At 49.2% G+C, this 21,330-nt stretch carries 23 protein-coding genes; 13 read left to right on the top strand and 10 right to left on the bottom strand.

The features are described 5' to 3' along the window. Positions 1–197: 197 nt before the first annotated feature. Positions 198–1,187, top strand: a complete 990-nt coding sequence (locus H6F86_RS11010) for a DnaJ C-terminal domain-containing protein (protein WP_190448648.1) — start codon at positions 198–200, stop codon at positions 1,185–1,187. A gap of 55 nt (positions 1,188–1,242) precedes the next feature. Here the strand turns inward: H6F86_RS11010 and H6F86_RS11005 are convergent, their stop codons facing one another. Beyond that, positions 1,243–1,923: an isochorismatase family cysteine hydrolase gene (locus H6F86_RS11005; RefSeq protein ID WP_190448647.1), complete on the bottom strand. Its 681-nt coding sequence runs from the start codon at positions 1,921–1,923 to the stop codon at positions 1,243–1,245. A 75-nt stretch (positions 1,924–1,998) separates the two neighbouring features. After that, positions 1,999–3,045 (bottom strand): formamidase, encoded by a 1,047-nt coding sequence (locus tag H6F86_RS11000; RefSeq protein ID WP_190448646.1) that lies wholly within the window; start codon positions 3,043–3,045, stop codon positions 1,999–2,001. Positions 3,046–3,085: 40 nt separating this feature from the next. Between H6F86_RS11000 and H6F86_RS32790 the strand changes: the two genes are divergently transcribed. Further along, positions 3,086–3,208, top strand: coding sequence for a hypothetical protein (locus tag H6F86_RS32790; protein WP_277881658.1), 123 nt, complete (start codon positions 3,086–3,088; stop codon positions 3,206–3,208). 253 nt (positions 3,209–3,461) lie between these two features. Here the strand turns inward: H6F86_RS32790 and H6F86_RS10995 are convergent, their stop codons facing one another. Both H6F86_RS10995 and H6F86_RS10990 read right to left on the bottom strand, forming a co-directional pair. Beyond that, positions 3,462–3,932 carry a DUF4168 domain-containing protein gene (locus H6F86_RS10995; RefSeq protein WP_190448645.1) on the bottom strand — a complete coding sequence of 157 codons (471 nt, stop codon included), beginning with the start codon at positions 3,930–3,932 and terminating at the stop codon, positions 3,462–3,464. A 574-nt stretch (positions 3,933–4,506) separates the two neighbouring features. After that, positions 4,507–5,292 (bottom strand): DUF1868 domain-containing protein, encoded by a 786-nt coding sequence (locus H6F86_RS10990; RefSeq protein WP_190448644.1) that lies wholly within the window; start codon positions 5,290–5,292, stop codon positions 4,507–4,509. Between the two features lie 220 nt (positions 5,293–5,512). Here H6F86_RS10990 and holA point away from each other — a divergent pair, with 220 nt between their 5' ends. Beyond that, the gene (gene holA / locus H6F86_RS10985; RefSeq protein WP_190448643.1) at positions 5,513–6,493 is read left to right on the top strand and encodes a DNA polymerase III subunit delta; all 981 of its coding nucleotides are present in this window, start codon (positions 5,513–5,515) and stop codon (positions 6,491–6,493) included. Positions 6,494–6,802: 309 nt separating this feature from the next. After that, positions 6,803–7,126 carry a DUF1825 family protein gene (locus H6F86_RS10980; protein ID WP_190448642.1) on the top strand — a complete coding sequence of 108 codons (324 nt, stop codon included), beginning with the start codon at positions 6,803–6,805 and terminating at the stop codon, positions 7,124–7,126. A gap of 72 nt (positions 7,127–7,198) precedes the next feature. On the opposite strand, the gene H6F86_RS10975 is transcribed toward H6F86_RS10980, so the two are convergent. Next, positions 7,199–9,112 carry a PBP1A family penicillin-binding protein gene (locus H6F86_RS10975; RefSeq protein WP_190448641.1) on the bottom strand — a complete coding sequence of 638 codons (1,914 nt, stop codon included), beginning with the start codon at positions 9,110–9,112 and terminating at the stop codon, positions 7,199–7,201. 323 nt (positions 9,113–9,435) lie between these two features. Here H6F86_RS10975 and tyrS point away from each other — a divergent pair, with 323 nt between their 5' ends. The 3 genes from tyrS to H6F86_RS10960 all read left to right on the top strand — a co-directional run bounded on the left by tyrS (position 9,436) and on the right by H6F86_RS10960 (position 12,366). Further along, on the top strand, positions 9,436–10,641 hold the full coding sequence (tyrS, locus tag H6F86_RS10970; RefSeq protein WP_190448640.1) for a tyrosine--tRNA ligase: 1,206 nt from the start codon (positions 9,436–9,438) through the stop codon (positions 10,639–10,641). 234 nt (positions 10,642–10,875) lie between these two features. Further along, a complete protein-coding gene (locus H6F86_RS10965; protein WP_190448639.1) occupies positions 10,876–11,268 on the top strand; it encodes a hypothetical protein in 393 nt (130 codons plus the stop codon). A 171-nt stretch (positions 11,269–11,439) separates the two neighbouring features. Further along, complete coding sequence (locus H6F86_RS10960) at positions 11,440–12,366, top strand: branched-chain amino acid ABC transporter permease (RefSeq protein WP_190448638.1); 927 nt, start codon at positions 11,440–11,442, stop codon at positions 12,364–12,366. Positions 12,367–12,510: 144 nt separating this feature from the next. On the opposite strand, the gene H6F86_RS10955 is transcribed toward H6F86_RS10960, so the two are convergent. Then, positions 12,511–13,734, bottom strand: a complete 1,224-nt coding sequence (locus H6F86_RS10955) for an acyltransferase (RefSeq protein WP_190448637.1) — start codon at positions 13,732–13,734, stop codon at positions 12,511–12,513. A 99-nt stretch (positions 13,735–13,833) separates the two neighbouring features. Between H6F86_RS10955 and H6F86_RS10950 the strand changes: the two genes are divergently transcribed. From H6F86_RS10950 to H6F86_RS10940, 3 genes are all read left to right on the top strand, one after another. Beyond that, positions 13,834–14,640 (top strand): ABC transporter ATP-binding protein, encoded by an 807-nt coding sequence (locus H6F86_RS10950; protein WP_199305214.1) that lies wholly within the window; start codon positions 13,834–13,836, stop codon positions 14,638–14,640. A 49-nt stretch (positions 14,641–14,689) separates the two neighbouring features. Further along, a complete protein-coding gene (locus tag H6F86_RS10945; RefSeq protein ID WP_190448636.1) occupies positions 14,690–15,403 on the top strand; it encodes an ABC transporter ATP-binding protein in 714 nt (237 codons plus the stop codon). Between the two features lie 395 nt (positions 15,404–15,798). Beyond that, entirely contained in the window at positions 15,799–16,332 is a 534-nt protein-coding gene (locus H6F86_RS10940) for a phycobiliprotein lyase (RefSeq protein ID WP_190448635.1), read from the top strand. A 70-nt stretch (positions 16,333–16,402) separates the two neighbouring features. Here H6F86_RS10940 and H6F86_RS10935 read toward each other — a convergent pair whose 3' ends face one another. Then, positions 16,403–16,897: a DUF427 domain-containing protein gene (locus H6F86_RS10935; protein WP_190448634.1), complete on the bottom strand. Its 495-nt coding sequence runs from the start codon at positions 16,895–16,897 to the stop codon at positions 16,403–16,405. A gap of 49 nt (positions 16,898–16,946) precedes the next feature. Between H6F86_RS10935 and H6F86_RS10930 the strand changes: the two genes are divergently transcribed. After that, entirely contained in the window at positions 16,947–17,606 is a 660-nt protein-coding gene (locus H6F86_RS10930; RefSeq protein WP_190448633.1) for a class I SAM-dependent methyltransferase, read from the top strand. Positions 17,607–17,620: 14 nt separating this feature from the next. Here the strand turns inward: H6F86_RS10930 and H6F86_RS10925 are convergent, their stop codons facing one another. After that, on the bottom strand, positions 17,621–18,250 hold the full coding sequence (locus tag H6F86_RS10925) for a ribonuclease D (protein WP_190448632.1): 630 nt from the start codon (positions 18,248–18,250) through the stop codon (positions 17,621–17,623). A 103-nt stretch (positions 18,251–18,353) separates the two neighbouring features. After that, positions 18,354–18,935, bottom strand: coding sequence for a CAP domain-containing protein (locus tag H6F86_RS10920; RefSeq protein ID WP_190448631.1), 582 nt, complete (start codon positions 18,933–18,935; stop codon positions 18,354–18,356). Positions 18,936–19,372: 437 nt separating this feature from the next. Between H6F86_RS10920 and H6F86_RS10915 the strand changes: the two genes are divergently transcribed. Next, positions 19,373–19,714 carry a hypothetical protein gene (locus H6F86_RS10915; RefSeq protein WP_199322036.1) on the top strand — a complete coding sequence of 114 codons (342 nt, stop codon included), beginning with the start codon at positions 19,373–19,375 and terminating at the stop codon, positions 19,712–19,714. A gap of 113 nt (positions 19,715–19,827) precedes the next feature. Further along, positions 19,828–19,968 (top strand): hypothetical protein, encoded by a 141-nt coding sequence (locus H6F86_RS10910; protein ID WP_190448629.1) that lies wholly within the window; start codon positions 19,828–19,830, stop codon positions 19,966–19,968. A 157-nt stretch (positions 19,969–20,125) separates the two neighbouring features. Here H6F86_RS10910 and H6F86_RS10905 read toward each other — a convergent pair whose 3' ends face one another. Next, positions 20,126–20,761 carry a peroxiredoxin gene (locus H6F86_RS10905; RefSeq protein ID WP_190448628.1) on the bottom strand — a complete coding sequence of 212 codons (636 nt, stop codon included), beginning with the start codon at positions 20,759–20,761 and terminating at the stop codon, positions 20,126–20,128. Positions 20,762–21,330 lie beyond the last annotated feature (569 nt).

Raw genomic sequence — 21,330 nt, 5'->3', positions numbered from 1 at the left:
TAGAATCAAAGCGAAGAGCGGGACGGGCAGATCAGCCTTCGATACCCGATGTAGAGTAGAGGGACAGATTCTTTTTGCCCTGCCCTAGTCTCTTTAGGTTGGCGATCGTACCCAACCAATGCTCTAGGCAACTATGAGCCATAGAGCCGTAACAAGGGTTTTGGATAAGAGGCTGAATCCTCAGAGGAGAAGGATGAATGGCTGCAACTGACTTCAAAGATTACTACGCCATTTTGGGAGTGAATCGAACTGTCAACGCCGACGAGCTGAAAAAGGCTTATCGTAAGCTGGCACGTAAGTATCACCCAGATATGAACCCAGGTGATAAGGCGGCTGAGGCTCGCTTTAAGGAAGTCAGCGAAGCCTATGAGGTGCTGGCAGACCCAGAAAAACGGCAGAAGTATGACCAGTTTGGGCAGTATTGGAGGCAGGCGGGGCAAGGCGGCTCTCCCTTTAGCTCCAATCCCCGTGGTGGTAACGACTTTGACAATATCGAGTTCGGGCAATACCGCAACTTCGACGATTTTATTAATGAACTCCTGGGTCGGATGGGCAGCGACCCAGGCTTTGGACGTAGTGGAACGGGTGCCCGTACTTCTAGAAGTGCCCCTGGCGGTTTTAGCGATTTCTCGGACTCAGGCGGTACGGGGCTGGATGCTGAAGCTACCCTGACGCTAACGCTTTCGGATGCCTTTCATGGCGCACAGAAGCGCTTAATGCTTGGTAGCGAAGAGTTTGAGGTGCGTATTCCTCCTGGCGCGAAACCAGGCAGCCGCATTCGGATTAAGGGCAAAGGGCGGAGCAGTACCTATACCCCTGGTCAACGAGGTGATCTTTATCTTTCAGTAGCGATCGCACCGCACACCTTTTTCCAATTTGAAGGGGATAATCTGGTTTGCGAAGTAGCGATCGCCCCTGATGAAGCGGTGCTGGGCGCTCAAATTGAGGTGCCGACACCGGATGGTACGGTGACGGTTAATGTGCCTGCTGGCATTCGCTCCGGTCAATCGCTGCGACTCAAAGGCAAAGGCTGGCGTAGCCCAAAGGGCGATCGCACCGATCAAATGGTGAAGGTTGTCATTGCAACCCCTAAAGAGATCAGCGCGATCGAGCGCGAGTACTACGAAAAAATCCGCTCTAACCGCAGCTTTGAGCCACGCAAGCATTTGAAAGACGTGCGGCTGTAGTGATGAGTTGTGAGCTTTGAAACAAAGCCACTATGCCTCACTCAAAATGCTGAACTCAGGCGATCGCTGCCAGCAGCGCTTGTGAATCGGCAACGGCACCAAACACACCGCCCTGCATTTTAACCATGTTAAGGGCGGCTAAATGGTTGTTGTAATCCGTAGCAGCAGTGCAGTCGGACAGCAGCAAGCATTCGTAACCACGATCGTTCGCGTCGCGCATAGTGGTGTGCACACAAACATCGGTGGTGATGCCCGCTAGCAGAATGTTTTGGATGCCAAGGCGCTTCAGCAACAAATCCAGGTCAGTGGCATAGAAGGAGCCTTTACCTGGCTTGTCGATGACGGGTTCTCCGGGTAGAGGAGCCAGCTCGGGAATGATCTCCCAGCCGGGTTCGCCGCGTACCAGCACTTTGCCGCAAGGACCGGGATCACCAATGCCTGCGCCAATCTGACGCGATCGCCATTGTTTGTTCTCTGGCAAATCTGCTAAATCCGGTCGGTGACCTTCGCGCGTGTGCATCACGTGAAAGCCTTGCGATCGCATCACTTCTAGTACCGTTTTAATTGGCGCGATCGGTGCCCGCGTCAGCGACAGGTCATATCCCATCTGATCGACATAGCCCCCGATGCCGCAGAAATCGGTTTGCATGTCAATGATGAGAAAAACTGTATTTTCCGGGCGCAGATCACCATTGAACGGATATGGATACGGATCTGAAGCAAGATAACATCCCATCGTGAATCCCTAAGAGAACGGCTTTGAGCAAGATGATCAATGGCGCAGACGATGCGCCTCAGTTACTCTCAGTGCCTAACTCTGAGCGTGATCAATAGCAAGCAATTTCTCTGGCTCACTCACTTGGGGAGCAGCTTCATACGTTCGCGTAGGCGCTGGAAAGCCACAGGATGTGCCATCGGTGTGAATGACTTCCTCTTCCCAGGGCAGACGATAGGCACCGTTCACCAAATCCTGCATATAGGTGTAGGGACAGTCCTGAGCGCCACCTTTGACAGCTACATAGCCACGATGCCCAAATTGGTAGATATTATTTTCGACTGACCAGTAGCGGCGTGCTTCCTGAAGCAGTTTGGGGCGCACTTCGCCAGTGATAATTTCATTCGGGCGACCGTTCCCCGTCACGATCGACACGCCATCGTAGTTGACGATCATCCCCTCGCCCATTGAGTCGAAGGAACCGTCTGAGCCACACATACAGACAGATGCCGTGTAGATCAGATTACAGAACGCATTTGACTGGTTAGTAATCTGCCACGAGTGGCGAATAGGTGCCGTATAGCCCGCTGTTCTCAGCATGATATCAGCACCTTTATACGCACATTCTCGCGCCATTTCGGGGAACATCCCATCATGGCAAATGATGAGCGCCAAGGTGCTGCCGTTAGGACCTTCGCAAACGGGGATGCCCAAGTTACCGGGTTCCCACGGCTCCACAGGCACCCAGGGATGCAGCTTGCGATAATAGAGCTTGAGTTCGCCCTTATCGTCGAGAATAATGCCGCTGTTGTAGGGGTTACCGTGTGGGTTGAACTCCATGATCGAGAAGCAGCCCCAGATTTTGTGTTCCCGACACGCGGCGCTGAATGCCTGCACTTCAGGTCCATCCAAGCGACACATAATCTCTGGATTGGTGTCCATTGAGAGACCATGCAGGGCATATTCTGGGAATACAACTAGATCCATCGTCGGTAGGTTGCGGCGCGCTTTGCCAACCATCTCAACAATGCGCTGCGTTTGGGCGGACAGGTCTTCAGGTGTAACAACATTAGGCAGTTGCAGTTGCACTAACCCAAGCACAACCCCATCGGGCGCTTTATTGAGACCGCCAAGTCCACTCATGCAAACCTCCTACTAATTGCGTTGTTGCCAGAGACTGATTGTGACTGCTGTACTTAAGCTCAAGGCTTTGAACTGCGTTAGTTTTGCAGAGGCTTTAAGCCTTGCTGAACCGATCGCCCAAATTCAACCAACTGCCATCAAAGCCACTGAGCCAAAAGGCTAAGCAATCACAGTGCCCTCAATAAGGGTTTACAGAATCATGACCACGCATTAAGTATCAAAAAACACGTTTTAGCTGTTTTAGAGGCGTAAATTGCAATGCTACAACGATCGAGCCAGCACCCTCATTCAGCGATCGCTCACTGAAAAAATTATCGATCGCGCAGAGCTTTAAGCACGACCAGTCCCTTTGCCAGGGAGGTCAGAAAACGCTAACCGCTTTTCGCTCGTGTTCAACCGGTCCTGATAAGCAGCAGCTAAGGCGCTGTCTTCTGTAGCTTCAGTAACTCGCCTTGAATTTTCTGTTGCAAGGCTGGGTCGCTCTCTTTCCGCCGCGTCATTTCGTTAAATTGGGTAATGGTCAATCCATTTTCTTTGATGATATCAGCAGAGCGCTTGAGGAAGCGATTGCAGATGTCACGTACAGCCGAGGGAATGTTTTTTTGACGACACACATCATCAGGCACATTACCGCCCATAATGCGCTTTACCTCGGCATGGTCTTGCTGACGCTCCTGCTCGATGAATAACGCAGCACGGGCATACTGGCTAACTGGAGGCGTAGGCGATTGAGCAGAGACAGCTTCTCCTAGACCGAGAGTGATTGATCGCTGCGTCGGGCTAGGAGTATAGCTAGCCAGCACTCCCACTGTAGAAAGTGCGCCAACAAGCAGAAGGCGTGACAAGCCAGCATGAAGCATAAAACGTAGAGAAGAAGGTTGCATCATCGTTAGATATGACACTGTAAAAACTAGCACACTAGAGGTTTCAATAAGCTTTGAACTATTTCGGGTGCGATAAGTTCCAGCAATAAAGAAGGATTTGGGAAAAACAAAGCCTTAAAGCTGGAGGGTACGATCGCGTGCAAACACTGCTTTCAGTCGTAGCTTGCCCTTGTTCAAGCGGCTAGAAAACTGCCAGATAAGACGCAAAGACTGTCCTACAGTTACGAGCGACTTTCACGTTCAACGAGCAATCAAGCCTGAGAGTAGAGTGTTGTTTGTACTGACGAAAAGTAACCCCATAGGTGCCTAAAGTTTGCAATCGTCTTATTCTAAGGGACAAAGATTCAATAAAAGCAGGTTTTCTCTTTCAGAACATAGTATCGCCTTCCTACCGTAATCAGAGGCGTTTGTCCTTATAGATTGTGAAGTTTACAGATGCTTTAATCCACGATCTGCACCTCAGATCGTGGATCATGCTAGCTTACAGTCCTTGTCACGAGCATCTGGTAGGGAATGCGTAGAGCAACTGTCAAAACCCACCTTTAAGGTTTAAGTTAAAACGCAGCCACACGTAAACTTAAAACGTAAAGACTGCCCAGTTAGGTTCTCGATAGTAGTGAGTCATATCGTCAAATTTACGCAATTCTGCTCGCTTCACCTCAAAGACATTTGCCTCTTGCTCCAGCCATTGCTGGTTAAGTTGCACAAAGCGATCGCCAAGCGTGGTCAATGCTTCGGGCGCTGGAATGGTACCGAAGTAGCCCAGAGTAATGTGAGGCGTAAAATAATACTGCTGCTCAATGCCCAAGCCAATTAAGTCAGAATTCTGGAAAACAGCGCGACGGAGCTTGAGCGCTCGATCGTAGGAATGCTCATCTGCGGGTGCCAAGCAAATGGCAATCGCCCGTGGCATCACCATGAGCCCTAGCGCTTGAAAGTGTAAAGGCTTACCTTCAGCAACCGTTTGCGATTGACGAAAGATCGTTGCAATCTGCTCTTGAAGCTGCACCTCAAAATCAGGCTTGTGCTGACTAGTATCACGATAAGCGCTATCCCAAATCAAGTCAGCCAGCGTCAGGTGAAAGCTTTCGGGTGGCACTGGTACAAACAGGTCAGCGCCTAGTTGCTGCGCTAACTGCTGCTGATATTGCTTCAAGCTTTCATACAACGCTGCATTTCCAGTTTCTTCGTTTCCTGGCGGGGTCACAATCGTATAGCCCGGAAAGGGAGTAGGTTGCCACCCTTTTTCAGCGTGCCGTTGAAACTTAGGAGATTCCTGAAGGTGCTGCACCTGTGAGCGATATGTTTCTGGTAATGTCAGACGCATTGCCCGATTCAGGTAAGTCTGGTAGTTCTCGTCCAATGTCGATCGCCTCGCAAGGTACTGAATATATTGTTACGACTGGTTACTTTAGCAGCTCTCTGCATCATCTCGTCTTCTTAAGCTGGAAGCGCCGATCGTGCAAAGGCTGGCTTGTAAGGTCCAGTATTTGGAAATTACTTGATCCCCACCATAATCTAAATCCAGTCTGACAGGATTGCTAGGACAATACAATTACGAGCGACAAGAGGCGGTATTCTAAATGCCAATTTACCTTTACTGGGGTGAGGATGATTTTGCGATCGCCCAGGCAGCAACAGCACTCCATCGGCAATTGCTCGATCCTGTCTGGAGCAGTTTTAACTATGACAAAATCACTGCTGACCAGCCCACTGCGATCATGCAGGCGCTCAATCAGTCTATGACGCCACCCTTTGGTGCTGCTCACCGTTTCGTTTGGTTGGCAGAGACCTCGCTTTGTCAACGGTGCCCTGAGAGCCTGCTGACCGAGCTAGAACGCACGTTGCCAGAGCTTCCTGAGACGACAACTCTACTATTGACGATGAGCAGCAAACCTGACAGTCGCTTGAAATCGACCAAACTGCTGCAAAAGCACGCCACAATTCAGGAGTTTGGGCTGATTCCGACCTGGAAAACTGATTTGTTAGTTAAACAGGTAAAGCAGCTTGCTCAGGAAACCGGGGTGAAGCTGACACCTCATGGTGCAGAGCTGCTGGCAGAGTTGGTCGGTAACGATACCCGTCAACTGCATAGTGAACTAGAAAAACTGCGGCTCTATGTTGGCAACTCAAAGCAGCCGTTAGACGAAACCGTGATCGCCACCCTTGTAACAGCCAGCAGCCAAAGCACCATTCAGCTTGCTGCCGCTATCCGCCAGGGTCAAACGGCTCAAGCACTTGACCTTATTGCAGACTTACTGCGACAGAACGAACCCGCACTACGCATTGTTAGTAGTTTGGTTACACAGTTTCGCACCTGGGTTTGGATTAAAGTGATGCGGGAAGCAGGTGAACGTAGCGAGCAAGCGATCGCTCAAGCAGCAGAACTCCGAAACCCCAAACGCCTCTACTTTCTTCAAAAAGAGGTTGAGTCACTGTCAGCCCACACACTGCTTCAAACGCTGCCTCTGCTGTTAGAGCTAGAAGCAAGCCTCAAACGTGGAGCGGATGAACGACTCACCTTACAAACAAAAATCATCGAACTATGTGAGGTTTGCCGGTAACGGCTGAGGGAGCATCTTACCTTTGTAACCAAGTCTTTCAACCTTTATCCCAAGTCTCTTTCCTTAAGGAGAAGAATTTGAACCTTGCTCCCTTCTTTTTAGAAGGGCTGGGAACAAGGGGTATCTATGATGTGGCAATGGGATACGTGCAGGCTCAGAGCTTGAGGTAGTGAAACCCCTACTTACTAGGGGCTTAAACGAATCCAGTCATTGAATTAGAATAATTGTGTCTAACAGGTTCAGTTGTACCTAAAAGCCCCGGTAAGCAGCATTCTCTCTAGTCAAAATTATTAGCAAAAACTTAAAGCGATGGGATTCTTTGATTCTGAAATCGTGCAGCAAGAAGCCAAGCAGCTCTTTGGCGATTACCAATCGCTGATGACGCTTGGAGCTGATTATGGGAAGTTCGATCGTGAGGGTAAAAAGCTCTTCATCGAACAGATGGAAGCCATTATGGATCGCTACCGTGTGTTTATGAAGCGGTTTGAGCTATCGGAAGACTTTATGGCGCAAATGACCGTAGAACAACTCCGTACACAGCTTGGTCAGTTTGGCATGACACCGCAGCAAATGTTTGACCAGATGAACCGGACTTTAGAGCGCATGAAAGCTGAGGTAGAAAGAACGGTGTGATAGTTGTTGGTTGTTAGTTTTTTGCTACTAGAAGGACTGTCTAACAACCAAAAACTAACAACTAGCCGCTTTCTATGGTCGGCTAAATTCAGAGGGCGATCGAAAATTCTCGACTGGTACGTCTCGTAAAGCCTGTTGCATAAAGTCGCGCCATACAGGAGCGACATAGCCACCACCCGTCGCGCCTCTGCCGATCGGACGATAGTCGTCATTACCTACCCAAACAGCGGTTGAAAGCTGAGGCACATAGCCGACAAACCAGATATCGCGTTCAGATGAGGTCGTACCTGTTTTGCCAGCAGCAGGACGATCAAGCCTTGCTGACACGCCTGTCCCGCGCGTGATCACTCCTTGTAGTACATCTGTCAGTGAAGCTGTAGACCACGGATCAAGTACAAGCTGTGGCTTGGGCGTGTTGTCCAGTAAGATGTTGCCAGTGCTGTCTGTAACTTGCACGATTAACGTTGTTTCAGAGTACCAACCGTTGCTGGCAAAGGTAGCGTAGGCTCCAGCCATTTCTAGCGGAGTCAGGTCAACCGAGCCTAGCGGTAAGGAAACAACAGGCTCGATTGGACTACGAACGCCGATCGTCCGCATGACATCAATCACCTTATTTAGACCTATGTCCTGACCAAGCCGCACGACTGGCACATTACGCGATTGTTCAAGCGCCCTCCGAATGGACATGGGACCAGCGAACGAATTATCGTAGTTCTGCGGCGAGTAGTATTCATAGCCATCGGGATAGCTTACAGGCGAATCTGAAACCGTCGAATCAGGCGCATAGCGACCAGAGGCAAATGCCGTGTAATAGACAAATGGCTTTAAAGCAGAACCAGGCTGCCGGAGGGATTGCATGGCTCGGTTGTACTGGCTCTTGCGATGATCAACCCCACCTACCATTGCCTTTACAAAATGGGTGCGCGGGTCAACGGCTACCAGAGCCATTTGATCGGCATAAACACCTTGATTCACTAGATTTGCGTGCCCTCGCTTCACCACATCTTCTGCAACACGCTGAAGCTTAGTATCGACTGTCGTTTGAACCCGCATACCGCCTTTAAGTACGGCATCTTTCCCAAAGCGCTTCGTCAACTCCTGCACCGCCGCTTCAGTAACATATGGGATGGTGCTGCCCTGAAACGAGGTAATCTTTCCTAGTTTCAGTGGCTGCTTACGGGCAACGGCTTCTTCTTGAGGGGTAATCCAGTTCAAGTCTTTCATCCGGCGCAGCACAGTTAACTGTCGCTGTTTCGCTCCTTTGTAGTCAATGAAAGGACTGAGGCTTTCGGGAGCCTGAATCAGCCCTGCCATCATTGCAGATTCTGCCAGCGTCAGCTTCGCAGACGATTTTCCAAAGTAGCTCTCAGCAGCCGTCTCTGCCCCATAGGTATTATGTCCCCAGTAAACCTGGTTCAGATACATTTCAAAAACCTGCTCTTTCGAGAAGATTTGCTCTAGCCGCAGCGCCAGCACAGACTCTGCCACTTTGCGGCTAAACGCACGTTTAGGAGTCAAAAATAGGTTTTTGACCAACTGCATCGTCAGCGTAGAGCCACCTTCGACCGTTGCGCCCGTTGACCAGTTTGCCAAGAAGGCACGGAGGACGGCACCCGGATTCACGCCACGATGAGAGTAGAAGTAGCTGTCTTCGATCGCCAAGACTGCCCGCTTTAGATCGGGAGAAATCTGATCGAGCGGCACCACTTCCCGATTTGCTTCGCCATGAATGCTCGTTAGCAGTTTGCCTTTGACATCGTAAATATGAGTCGTTTCGCTGGGTACATAGCTACGAAGAATACGAACATCGGGCAAATTGCGAAAGCTAATCGCTAAGCCAACTAAACCACCTGCCACTACAGAGCTCGACAGCATCGCAACGCCGAGCACCATGCCACCTGTTACCTTGCCGACAGTTTTGACAACCTGATAAATTGTCTCTGGTGCGCCAGGTTGTTTGCGTTGTTGAAGTGTATTGGATGCCACGACGACTTTAGATCCTTACAATCATTGAACGGGCAGGGCTTGACCGAGCGCGATCGCCGCTACTAGCGATCGCGTCACAGGTACTCAATCATACTATTCACGCCTAAAACGGAGGTATCCGCATGGCTTTAGCAGCAAGGTTAACATCATAACTACGGGATGGATGACAAACCACGTTAAATTAATGGCAGACAGCTTGTTGCTAGCTTTACAAACAAACATGGCGGCTCTATCAGCTCGTCCTCGAAGCTAAGCAGCCCTGCGAAACGAGCAATGAAAACGTCAAGCTGTCTATAACTGCGTTCTCCCGTTATCTGAACATAATGTCCAATTTGTCCTGGCTGCGGCGCGGCATCAGCGAAATTTTTCCCGATCAGGTAGAGTCTGCCAGCAGCGATGAAAACCTGACGCAGCGGTTGGCACAGAGCGATCGCCCCCTCCGCATTAAGTTGGGTATTGATCCCACAGGTGCAGATATCCATTTGGGGCACAGTATTCCCATGCGGAAAATGCGATCGTTTCAGGATGCTGGACATACGGCTGTCTTGATTATTGGCGACTTTACTGCTCGCATTGGTGACCCCACTGGCAAATCCGAAGTGCGTCGTCAGTTGAATGAAGATGAAGTGCGTGCTAATGCCCAGACTTACCTGAACCAGGTGCGTCCCATTCTAGACTTTGACACACCGGGTCGCTTAGAAATCCGCTACAACTCGGAGTGGTTGTCCAGCCTGGATTTAAGCAAAATTCTGCAACTTCTGGCAACCACCACTGTTGGGCAAATGCTGGCGAAAGAGGGCTTTTCAGAACGCTACGACAAAGGCGACCCCATTTACCTGCATGAATTTCTCTACCCACTGATGCAGGGTTACGACTCGGTTGCGGTTGAAGCCGATGTGGAATTGGGCGGGACTGATCAAAAGTTCAATATTGCGATCGGTCGAGATTTACAGCGTTATTTTGGTCTGCGCCCTCAGTTTGGGCTACTCGTACCCATTTTGCTGGGCACTGATGGCGTGCAGAAAATGTCGAAGTCTCTCGGCAACTATGTAGCGCTATCGGAAGATCCGCTGACGATGTACTCCAAGCTAGAGAAAACGCCTGACGCATTGCTGAAGTCGTACTTTGAACTGCTTACTGCTTTGCCGATCGACCAAATACCTCCAAACCCCCGTGATGCTCAAAAGCTGCTAGCGCTGACGATCGTGACCCAGTTTCATGGTGAAGCGGCAGCGAAACAGGCACAGCAAGACGCGATCGCCCTTGTGCAAGGCAACACTACCAACGCGGATACTGTTCCAGAGTTCTCCCTGTCTTCTATACAGTTTCCCGCGAAGGTGTTTTATCTGGTTAGCGCTAGCGGCTTATGTAAAGGCAGCTCTGAAGCGAGACGACAGATTCAAGGCGGTGCAGTGAAGCTAGATGGCGAGAAGGTTGATACGGTCGATCGTGTGTTTGATTCACCTCATGATCTGGTTGGTAAAGTCTTACAGCTTGGCAAAAACAAATTTGTTCGCTTCATTGCTTGAGTTGTTTTGCCGCACCTCTCAGTTCCGTTAACGCCATTTGCTGTTGCTGGCAAAGCCCATCAGTCATACTTTTAGTCGTTCCGAAAGAATGCAACAAATCAGCACCGTGGTGGTGACGGTTCGGATGAGCACAGCCTAACAACAGCGAGTTTTGTATCAAAATGTACTGTTATTACTAAAGATTTGCGGTAAAGCGCTAAGTTTATAAATAGTGATACTGATGAACGAGCCGCTATGCCTACGTCCACGCTAATTAATGATCCCGCACTGAAACTGAAACACCTGTCTAGCATGGTTGCCTCTCTTTCTCACCGCTTAGAAGTAGCGAGAGCCAGCCACAACGTGCAGTTGACGGCGCTGCTAGAGCGTGAATATGAGCAATTGACGGTAGAGCAGAAGGTTGTGTCGTTCGGCTCCTCTAACGTGATGAAAGCGTGGTTTCAGCGCTTATGGAACAATTTGGCGGACACGATGCCCAGTCTGTATCAGCTTCAAATTACACAGACGATCGACGACAACGGGCATGAATGCTGGAGCGTTTATTACCCTAAAACAGGGCAACGACTGGTGACAGAATCTGAAGCAGAAATGCAGATCTGGATCAAGCAAAACTATTGGGCTGCTTAGGCACATGATACGGCTGTCATCACATCCTCAATCTTGCGAGTAGAGGGAGTAAAATGACAGGACTGATCGTTGCTATGAAGAGAAAGAACTTCCGATACGTTGTTATTGGAGGTTCTTTCTGTTTTGAATCGCGATCGCTCTGCCGTATTCAGCCTGTCCAATCTCCCTGTAATGACTGATTTTTTCTCTATCTATGGGTTTCTAATCGTCTCCATGTTGCTGGGGGCAGTGTTGGGGCTATCGCTCTACCTACCGTTAATGGCAGGTCAACTATCGCTGGCAAGTCCCGGCTTTTATGCACTGGGGGGTTACATCGCTGCGATTCTGTCTACGCAAGTCTTTAAGACTGAGGGCAATTTTCCCATCCCAGTGCTGCTGTTGGAGATGCTGCTAGCTGGGGTAGTTTGTGGGCTATTAGGGATTTTTGTTGGCATTCCAGCTTTACGGTTGCGGGGCATTTATCTGGCGATCGCTACTATTGCCTTCGTTGAAATTCTCCGCATTCTTGCATTAAATCTAGAGATTACGGGCGGTGCAGTTGGCATCTTTGGCATTCCGCAACCCTTTGAGACGGCGATCGAATACCTCTGGATTGTCCTTCCTTTATTAGTCATCAGTAGCCTCTTTGTTTATCGGCTCGAAAACATCCGTGTTGGTCGGGCACTGATCGCGATTCGCGAAGACGAACTAGCTGCCGATGCCATGGGCATCAACCCGACCTACTACAAAGTGCTAGCGTTTGCGCTGGGTGCCATGCTGGCAGGCATAGTTGGTGCCGTCAGCGCTCACTTTCTCAATACCTGGAATACGCGGCAAGGCACCTTTGATGTCAGCATCATTTACCTCACTTTTGTGTTGATTGGTGGCTCCAGAACGGTCGTTGGTCCGGTTGTGGGTGGTATGGTCTTCACGGCTCTGCCAGAGATCTTGCGTGCTGCTGCCGATCTGCCTGGACTGCCCCCCTGGTTAGCGCAATTTCTCCGCGATAGTCGCTTAATTCTGTTTGGCTTGCTGATTGTGGTTGGCTCCGTCTTTTTTCCGCAGGGTCTTGTTAGTCCCAACCTGTTCAAGCCACGTAAATTTCGCCAGAGAGCCTAAATGGGCATCATGCTTCGGCAGACTCAGATGTCGATCGCAGCATCTCCCCTGTGCCCAAACAATACTCTTGTGTTGCAAGATACGTCTACTTACAGCAAGGCACAGAAAGTATGACTAGCCCTTTGCTTTACGTTTGTATGGTGTCTACTTCTTAACTGGATAGCGATCGGTGTGAGAAGAGCCTGATTTCGCAACTGAATTAACGGCTAGCTTCACCCGTAGAAACGGATACTCAACATACCGATAGGTCAACCCAGACAAACTAACAACCATCAAGCCACATAGTCCTACGAGCATCCAAAAATAAATTGGATTCATACCGGCAATAGGGTAAATCTGATTAACGAGCCGCAGCACTGAGAAAAGAACGATGCCATGCAGCAGGTAAACGCTATAACTAACTGTGCCGAGATATTTAGATGCGGGCGCAGTCAGTAGACCAAATAGATTATTGCCGTGTGCAATCAACACGAAGGCACAAAAGATGAGGGCGATCGCTCCTAAATCATAGATATAGGGCGGCGGCAGAATAATTGGTATCGCGACCAAAAGCATCATAATACCAAGTGACGTATGCCAACCTAAAAATCGCTTCTTTGGCTCAAGATGCTTGATTAAATACGCTGCTGCCATGCCAAAAAGAAAGCTCATTAACGTTGGTAACGGTTTATAGCTACTGACTAAACAGAGCACTAAGAAAGTGAGAAATAAACCGCTAAACCTTGAAGGTTTAGCAAACCACGTTAAGAACGGCAAAATTAAATAGAACTGAAGCTCATAGGTCAGAGTCCATTGGACTGAAGCATTGATTAAGCCAACGGATGAATAGTTAATATCAGGAAAAACGTTGCTACTGACGTTGGAAAATCCATAAATACCACACACCAGCCAACTGCCAATTTGCATCAAGAATCTTGGTAAGCTAACTTTTAAGGAAAAGTTAGAAATGATCAGCACAATAACAACGATGACAGCAAGCGAGAACCAGTAGGCTGGCAAAACCCGCAAGGCACGTTTGATGTAAAAATCCTTAAGTTTGAATCTAGAACCAGAAATTACTTTTGACCAGAATAAGAATCCGGTGATCATGAAGAAAAAAGCAACAGCTCCCTGTCCCGCAAACGTGTAAAAGTTGGATGGTGATACTTGCCAAGTGCCAATTTGAAAATATTGATAGTTAACAACTGCATGATGAAAGAAAACACCCAGTGCTAAAAAGCCTCGCAAGCCATCCAACGTTTTGTACTGTGCTTGATCAGCTTTTTGCACGATCTGTTGGTAAAAAGCTGAATGCTTAACGATAAGTTTGGCAAGACCAAAGAAGAGGATGGTCAGACCGATCGCTGGAAAGATGCTGGTAAAAGCCATAGTGCGCGAACGTAAGCAATTTTCAGGATTAAAGCGAAAACTTTGGTGCGATCGAAGACAATAAAGCCATGAGCTAGTGATGTTCCGCCACCGTATGCTATGCCCCTAAAGGAACCTGTCAATGCTACCGCAGAATCCAATTGCCGTCCGATGCTGGCAGCGAAAGGGCTGAGTCGGCGCTTTGGCGGGCTAGTTGCTGTCAATAATGTGTCATTTACTGTCAACGCGGGTGAAATTTTTGGGCTGATCGGTCCCAACGGGGCAGGCAAGACAACGCTATTCAACCTGGTAACTGGGTTGATCCCGCCCTCTAGCGGGCAGATGATCTATCAAGGTGCAGATCTCTCTCGCTTGCGTCCGCATCAAGTTGCAGCTAAGGGCATTGCTCGCACTTTTCAGAACATTCGACTATTTGGCAACCTCTCTGCATTAGAGAATGTCATGATTGCCCAGCACATACATAGTCACAGTGGCATTCTACAGGGGGTGTTGGGCTTGTCGCCTGCGCCTCGTGAAGAGCGACAGATTCGGCAAAAGGCAAGGGAGCTATTAGAACTGGTGGGACTAGGCGATCGCGCTGATGAACAAGCCCAAAATTTTGCTTATGGCAACCAGCGTCGGTTGGAAATTGCTCGTGCCTTGGCGCTGCAACCGCAAGTTCTGCTGCTGGATGAGCCTGCCGCCGGCATGAACCCCAGCGAGAAGCATCAACTGAGTAACTTTATCCGCCAAATTCGTGATCAGTTTGACCTGACAGTGCTGCTCATCGAACACCATGTGCCGCTGGTGATGGGCTTGTGCGATCGCATCGCCGTCCTTGACTTTGGACAACTCATTGCCCTGGGTGATCCAGCGCAAGTCAAAAATAATCCAGCGGTCATCGAAGCCTATCTAGGAGCCGAATAATCCCCTGCTGCCCTCCGCCCTCTGCCGTTCTCCTTCTTCATTCTGCCTCATGCCCTCCCCCTTACTCGACATTCAAAAACTCAGCGTCAATTATGGCGGCATTCAGGCGTTGCAGGCGATCGATCTGGTCATCCAGGCAGGGGAGGTGGTCACGCTAATTGGTGCCAATGGCGCAGGCAAAACCACAACCTTGCGGGCAATTTCCCGACTAATCGGTGTGCGTGACGGACACATTTTTTACAACGGCAAGAATATTACTCGCCAGCGTGCTCATGCTGTCGTCAAGCTAGGTATTGCCCACAGCCCTGAAGGACGCAGAATTTTAGCGCGACAGACGGTGCTTGATAATTTGCAGCTCGGCGCTTATACCCGCTCTGATCGCCTTGGCATCAAAGCGGATATTGAGCAACAGTTCCTTACCTTTCCGCGACTGTCAGAGCGTCGTCATCAGCTTGCAGGCACTCTCAGCGGTGGCGAACAGCAAATGCTCGCGATTGCCCGTGCCCTTATGAGTCGCCCTAAACTGCTGCTGCTGGATGAGCCAAGCCTGGGACTGGCACCTACGATCGTGCGCGAACTGTTTACCAGCATTCAAACCCTCCATACCGCAGGGGTTACTATTCTGCTAGTGGAACAAAATGCCAATCTTGCCCTTCAGTACGCTAATCGAGGCTACGTTCTAGAAGCTGGCTACATTACCTTGACAGGCAACGCGGCTGAATTATTAAGTGACGATCGAGTTAAGCAAGCCTATTTAGGGTAGATAGCCTTGCCGCTAGTTAATGCTACTCATGCGACTAAAAGCTACCAGACGCAGCATAACTTTAGTCGATCGTCAATGCTCTACTCCAATGAAACCTAAAAGTACCCACTTGGAGGCATGGTGCTTTTATGGGCATTTGCTACAACAGAATCATGAAACTAGTAAACCACTGGTCAGCGCCTTATTCCAGTGACTGATTGCAACCACTAGTGATGGTACGGTTGTGCCTCTCACTACAGACAGCAATGTTCTAGTCCCAGCATGATGCGGCTGTACTATTACTGAGCAGTCTTGACTATCAGTGATATATTAAGAAAAATAACAAAAACGCGAATTTTGGCAGAATCGTGTTTCCAGTGAGCGTGTTCTTTAGGCGTAGGTGAGGACTGAACTGAGTGACTTCTTTACTAAATTTGACCCAAACGACTGACGTATCTCTCATTGCTAACTTCTTTCAGCAGTCAGAAGGGCGCTGGAAGTCCGAGCGGCGCTACTATACCCTTCCAGAAGGGGAAACAAAGGAAGTAGTTAGCATCATTACCATTCGGTTTTTGACGCCAAATAGTCCTGAACTATGCCATTTAGCAACACTACATGGCATTGATGAAGCGCTATTAACCTGCGGCGCTGAAGTTCTTTGGGATAGCCATGATTCAGCGACAGGGAAGCCACAGTCAGAAGGTTCTACCTTGTTTGGTGCCGGGGGGACAAAGCTGTACCGCGATCGCGGCTTTGCAACGACAAAGCCCGTCTTAGCAGATTTCTACTTCTCTGCCCCTAACACTCTCTGTCTTCGCACAGAGTACAAAGGTTCCGTTTTTGAGGAAGAACTGAAGCTGATCGGTCAGCATTATCGCACTCGCCAAACCATCATTTCGCGTGCTGGAGAGCAACAAATGATTGGTCAATACCTGGAAAAACGGCTTTAGAGCATAGGTTGTGCAGCACCAGGCGGAAGTATCTGCTCCTTTGTATTCCCCTGGTGCGTTGCTCTAGTTCTTACCAGCCCCACGAGCCTTGAACCCCTTTAAATGGTCCCACAATATCGCTGGTAATCCAACCACCGTAGAAACTGCCAGGTTGGGGCTCCACTTTTTCGCCATTGACAAAACAAGCATCCATTGGAGCGGGGTAAAACGCTACATAATTGGCGATCGTCGCAAAGGCAGGCGTAGGCTCAGGATAGTACCAGGCAACATCATCTATGCGCTTGTCACCCACTGCAAGGCTGTAGTAAGCGCCATGCCCTTTCCACTCGCAGAAGGTCGATCGCGGACTTTTAATAAGGTAGTCTTGCTGGATATCTTCAGGTGGGATGTAGTAGACGGGTGGATGGCTTGTTTCTAGCACCCGCTTTGCCTGATGAGTGTCAGCGATCGTGACACCGTTAAAAATAATCTGAATATGTTTGCTCGTCTCTTCCAGGCGAGGGGGACGTGGATAGTCCCAAACAGATTCTTGTCCGGGTTGGGGTTCGATGCGATGTTGGCTCATAGCGCTATTTTAACGACAAGATGGTTGGACAACAGCAGGAGAGCATGTGATGCAGCGAGTGCTTGAGCCAGAGGTCATGGATACCTGGGAAGAATCGGTTGCTTACGATGCAATGGATTTTACCGCAGTGAATGAAGCCTTTGCAGAGCGGGTGATCGCGCTTGCGCCTGAGTCAGCACTGGTGTTGGATGCAGGTACTGGCACAGCGCGCATTCCAATCTTGCTTTGTCAACAACGTCCGCAATGGCAGGTGATTGGCATCGATCGCTCAAAGACGATGCTACAAATTGGTGCTGCCAACGTGAAGCAAGCCGGTTTGCAGGCTCAAATTACCCTGGCTGATGAGGATGCTAAGCAGTTGCCGTATCCCAATGGTTACTTTGACGCGGTAGTTTCCAACAGCCTGGTGCATCATTTGCCAGAGCCGTTGCCCTTTTTGCAAGAGCTAAAGCGAGTATTAAAGCCACGGGGCGCGATCGTACTACGTGACTTGCTTCGACCAATAGACATTGCCACAGTTGATAGTCTTGTTAGCAGCATTGGTGACGATTACGATGCTCACCAGCAGCAGCTTTTTCGAGATTCTCTTTGTGCCGCCTTTCGATTAGAGGAACTGCGCGCACTGCTAGACACAGCAGGTTTGCAGGATGTCTTGCTGTATCAATCGTCTGATCGCCACTGGACAGCCGAACGATCATGGACAGGTTAGCTGAAGCTCGACGCTTAGTGTTCAAACAAGCCTTGATACTGCATTAGGTCAAGTTGGGCGATCGTCGGAATGCACTCAAAGCACTGTTCTGCCAATGACCATCGTTCCTCACGCTTGAGCATAGCGATCAGCTTTTGGCGGGCACTCAACAGGTAGCGAACATCATTGGCAGCATAGCGAAGTTGTTCGGGTGATAAATTCGCCGCGTTGCCCCAGTCAGAACTTTGAGCGCTTTTATCAAGTTCAACGTGCTCTAGCTCTTGGATTAAATCTTTGAGCCCATGCTTCGGTGTGTAGGTACGGGCAAGCTTGCTGGCAACTTTCGTACAAAAGAGTGGCTTTACAGCGATCGCCAGGTGGTGGTGTAGGGTCGCAACGTCAAAGCGGGCAAAATGGAACACTTTGACGCTGCTGCCTGCTTCTAGCAAGCGCTTTAGGTTGGGTGCCTCCGTCTGCCCACGGGCGATCGACACGACGCTAACGTGATCGTGGGCATCGCAAAGCTGCACCAAACACAGCCGATCGCGCTGGGGCAGTAAACCCATTGTCTCTGTATCAACCGCGATCGCGTCTGCCTGTAAATAAGCGTCAAGCTGTTGCTCAGACAGATCACGATCGCAAATCTGGAAATCTTCCAATGCCATCTGGGTCAGGGAATAAGGTACAGGGTCTAGGGTATCGGTAAAAGGGACAGACGGTAAAAGCAGACCCCAGAATGATCATCAGATGACACTTACCAAGCCAACTTTAGCGACGGCGAATAAAAACTTGGGTGAAATAGTATTCTCCCTTAGCATTTTTGGCGATGCCAACGCCAGTCGTGTCAAACGAGCCTTCAATGTTTTTGAGGTGACCAGGACTTTTGAGCCAACCTTGCACCGCCTGGCGCACAGGGTCGCTGTAACCCTGATTAAACGCAACATTTTCAGCAGCACGACTGTAGGGAAGGGTACGAGCGATCGCCTGCACTCGTTGCTTAAAGCCATTGTGGCTAAAGGGTACGCCACCGCTTGCCATAGCCTGACTATGCAGTCGGGACTGTTCGCTAATGCGCGAGTCCATCTTTAGGGGCGGCAACTTTCGACTCGCACGATACTGATTAACTTGTGTCAGTACTGCTTGCTCTAATGACTGAAAGGATGGGGCAGCTTGAGCAATCTGCTGCTGCACCAGGGGGCTTAACTGGGCTGAAGCAAGACCGCTACCGAACGCATGAGATAAAACAAAGCTGCCCGCGATCGCCAACGCACTAAATGTTCCAGCCTTCAATAACCCAAGCTTGAATGCTCCAGTCTTGCATACACGAGTCTTAAATACTTGAGAAACCATCGGCTCTACCTTGAGTCAAATCATTAAACTGATAGACAACTCAAGCGTTCAGGAGTTCCACAGCCGCGCAAAAGATCTGCGGATGGGAGAGGTATTTCTGGCGATCGCTATATGACATTTCTCACTCAAATAACGAACATCTGTCTCCCTAAGCCTATAATTCACTCTGACTTCATCAGCGATGCCATGCTTAATCAAGGAGCAACTCATTTCCATGAGGATTGTACGGACGCAGTGCATGTATAAGTTCTTTAGACTGAGATTATCTACCTAAAACTGGCTGCATCTACAACGCTGTATACCTGCAAAGAGACGAGTGAACTCGTTACAGCACGAACCTTTAGCCACTATAGAATGCTCAGTGAGTGAAACTATTCGTTATGCCAAGTCTTACCGACGCCCGGCTACAATCTCCTCTGTCCATCACTAGTTTATCCATGTCCTACTCCGACCATGTTATGGGCGCGGCTGTTTTTGACTTGAACGGTCTTCCTAAAGAGTACTTCACAACACCCGAAGGCAATAACATGAGTTGGGTACAGACCATTTTTCAAGCGCTTGGCTTGCGATCATTACTCATGTCTTCCCTGCAACTAGAGGGCTTTCATCACGTCACAATTCTTGGCTCTGAGTCTGCTGCTGTCGTTGTAAAGCAGAAAAATCATTACATCGCGTTATTGATCAAGCCGCAAGCCGCGATCGACGAAGCTTTTATTGACTGGGTACAAACTTTTGAACTCAGCGAACTTAAAAACAACCCACGCTTTCGTACGCCGTAGCAGTCTGATTAAAGGGCAGCACTGAGGCGATAGCTTGATCGTCTGCAAAGGTGAAGACCAAAGACCATTAGTGAAGGACGATAAGATAAAGTCATTTTGTCTAGGTAGCAGCAATGACTACGCTTTTACCGCAAGCCGCGATCGTCTATCCGAGTTCTGATGGTGAACGGTTGGCAGAGATCTCTGTTCACATTAATGCGATTGTTGATGCTGTTGTAGGGCTATGGCAGTATCTTGAGCAGCGATCGTTCTAGCTGATCAGTTTTTGTATTACGCTCAGGGCTATCCAAAGCTACGAGTAGCACCCGACGTCAGGGTGATTGCGGTTACGATCGCTCGGCATCGAGCCGGAGATATAAAAATAGCGATCGTCCGATGGTGGCGATCGCTACTTACTAGTGATTCAGTTTGTTATTTATCGGGCTGAGGTGTCATCCGCAGGTAGGGTTTTACTTCAGTCAAACCTTTTGGAAAGCGTTGCTTGGCATCTTCCGTAGAGATTGAGGGCACCACAACCACATCGTCGCCATCTTTCCAGTTGACGGGCGTTGCCACACCATAGTTATCAGTCAATTGCAGTGAGTCAATGACTCGCAAGATTTCGTCAAAGTTGCGTCCAGTGCTCGGGGGATAGGTCAGCGTCAAACGCAATTTTTTCTGAGGATCGATCACGAACACGGTACGAACTGTTACCTTCGCATTTGCATTGGGGTGAACCATGCCATATAGATCGGACACTTTGCGATCAGCATCAGCTAGCAACGGATAGTTAACTGTTGTGTTTTGCGTTTCGTTGATATCAGCAATCCAGCCTTTGTGCGAGTCTGGTGGATCGACACTCAGCGCCAAAACTTTCACGTTGCGCTTGTCAAATTCGGGCTTGAGTCTTGCGACTTCACCCAGTTCAGTTGTGCAGACTGGGGTGTAGTCAGCCGGATGAGAAAAGAGAACGACCCAGCTATCGCCTGCCCATGTGTAAAACTCGATTTGCCCTTCGCTGGACTCTTGAGTAAAATCTGGGACGGTATCGCCTAGTTGAAGAGTCATAAGCGTTTTTCCTGTTTAAGTTACATCAGCTACAGTTGAACAGCATACCATTATGCCATAAAACTCCGGTTCATCAGTCGGAGTTTGGCTCTATTTATGCCCTTGGGTCAGATTGTTAGCAGAGGAAAATGGAAAAATTGCAGGTTGCTAACCATTTCCATTTAATTAGGCACCTCCGTCTATGTCTCGTTCCCTGATAAAGAGCGTCACCAGCTTGTTTGCACCCTGTAGTTAAAAACTTCTATGAGGAAGGATTATCACTCTCAGCTAATAAAAGCGGTAGTCGTAGGTTATAGGTGATTTTCCTGCCTGGGCACTTGTGTGAAGATAATTTGCAAGATCGTTCAGCTTTTAACCAGCTTCCTGCTGAAACAGGCAATCGTTTCTTATGCTAAGTGTGATGCTTAAAGATGCTTGGTTATTAAATGAGCATCGCCTCTAATTCGAGTGTTTATACTCACTGAAGTTGAGGGTGTTACGTATATCCCAAGGGCAATACTACGTGTTTTCACTCACGTATTGGTCGTTAGCAATTGGTTTAATTCAGTTTCCCACCTCATGCTTATGTT

The sequence above is a fragment of the Phormidium sp. FACHB-592 genome, from assembly GCF_014695795.1.
Taxonomy (GTDB): domain Bacteria; phylum Cyanobacteriota; class Cyanobacteriia; order Leptolyngbyales; family Leptolyngbyaceae; genus Stenomitos.
Note: the sequence above shows the minus strand (reverse complement) of the source record. Positions and strands in the feature narration are given on the sequence as shown.

Excerpts from the sequence above, each read along its gene's own strand:
- H6F86_RS11010 (WP_190448648.1), top strand. The coding sequence starts at position 198 with ATGGCTGCAACTGACTTCAAAGATTACTACGCCATTTTGGGAGTGAAT.
- H6F86_RS11005 (WP_190448647.1), bottom strand. The coding sequence starts at position 1,923 with ATGGGATGTTATCTTGCTTCAGATCCGTATCCATATCCGTTCAATGGT.
- H6F86_RS11000 (WP_190448646.1), bottom strand. The coding sequence starts at position 3,045 with ATGAGTGGACTTGGCGGTCTCAATAAAGCGCCCGATGGGGTTGTGCTT.
- H6F86_RS10995 (WP_190448645.1), bottom strand. The coding sequence starts at position 3,932 with ATGATGCAACCTTCTTCTCTACGTTTTATGCTTCATGCTGGCTTGTCA.
- holA (WP_190448643.1), top strand. The coding sequence starts at position 5,513 with ATGCCAATTTACCTTTACTGGGGTGAGGATGATTTTGCGATCGCCCAG.
- H6F86_RS10980 (WP_190448642.1), top strand. The coding sequence starts at position 6,803 with ATGGGATTCTTTGATTCTGAAATCGTGCAGCAAGAAGCCAAGCAGCTC.
- tyrS (WP_190448640.1), top strand. The coding sequence starts at position 9,436 with ATGTCCAATTTGTCCTGGCTGCGGCGCGGCATCAGCGAAATTTTTCCC.
- H6F86_RS10965 (WP_190448639.1), top strand. The coding sequence starts at position 10,876 with ATGCCTACGTCCACGCTAATTAATGATCCCGCACTGAAACTGAAACAC.
- H6F86_RS10960 (WP_190448638.1), top strand. The coding sequence starts at position 11,440 with ATGACTGATTTTTTCTCTATCTATGGGTTTCTAATCGTCTCCATGTTG.
- H6F86_RS10955 (WP_190448637.1), bottom strand. The coding sequence starts at position 13,734 with ATGGCTTTTACCAGCATCTTTCCAGCGATCGGTCTGACCATCCTCTTC.
- H6F86_RS10950 (WP_199305214.1), top strand. The coding sequence starts at position 13,834 with ATGCCCCTAAAGGAACCTGTCAATGCTACCGCAGAATCCAATTGCCGT.
- H6F86_RS10945 (WP_190448636.1), top strand. The coding sequence starts at position 14,690 with ATGCCCTCCCCCTTACTCGACATTCAAAAACTCAGCGTCAATTATGGC.
- H6F86_RS10935 (WP_190448634.1), bottom strand. The coding sequence starts at position 16,897 with ATGAGCCAACATCGCATCGAACCCCAACCCGGACAAGAATCTGTTTGG.
- H6F86_RS10930 (WP_190448633.1), top strand. The coding sequence starts at position 16,947 with ATGCAGCGAGTGCTTGAGCCAGAGGTCATGGATACCTGGGAAGAATCG.
- H6F86_RS10925 (WP_190448632.1), bottom strand. The coding sequence starts at position 18,250 with ATGGCATTGGAAGATTTCCAGATTTGCGATCGTGATCTGTCTGAGCAA.
- H6F86_RS10920 (WP_190448631.1), bottom strand. The coding sequence starts at position 18,935 with ATGGTTTCTCAAGTATTTAAGACTCGTGTATGCAAGACTGGAGCATTC.
- H6F86_RS10915 (WP_199322036.1), top strand. The coding sequence starts at position 19,373 with ATGTCCTACTCCGACCATGTTATGGGCGCGGCTGTTTTTGACTTGAAC.
- H6F86_RS10910 (WP_190448629.1), top strand. The coding sequence starts at position 19,828 with ATGACTACGCTTTTACCGCAAGCCGCGATCGTCTATCCGAGTTCTGAT.
- H6F86_RS10905 (WP_190448628.1), bottom strand. The coding sequence starts at position 20,761 with ATGACTCTTCAACTAGGCGATACCGTCCCAGATTTTACTCAAGAGTCC.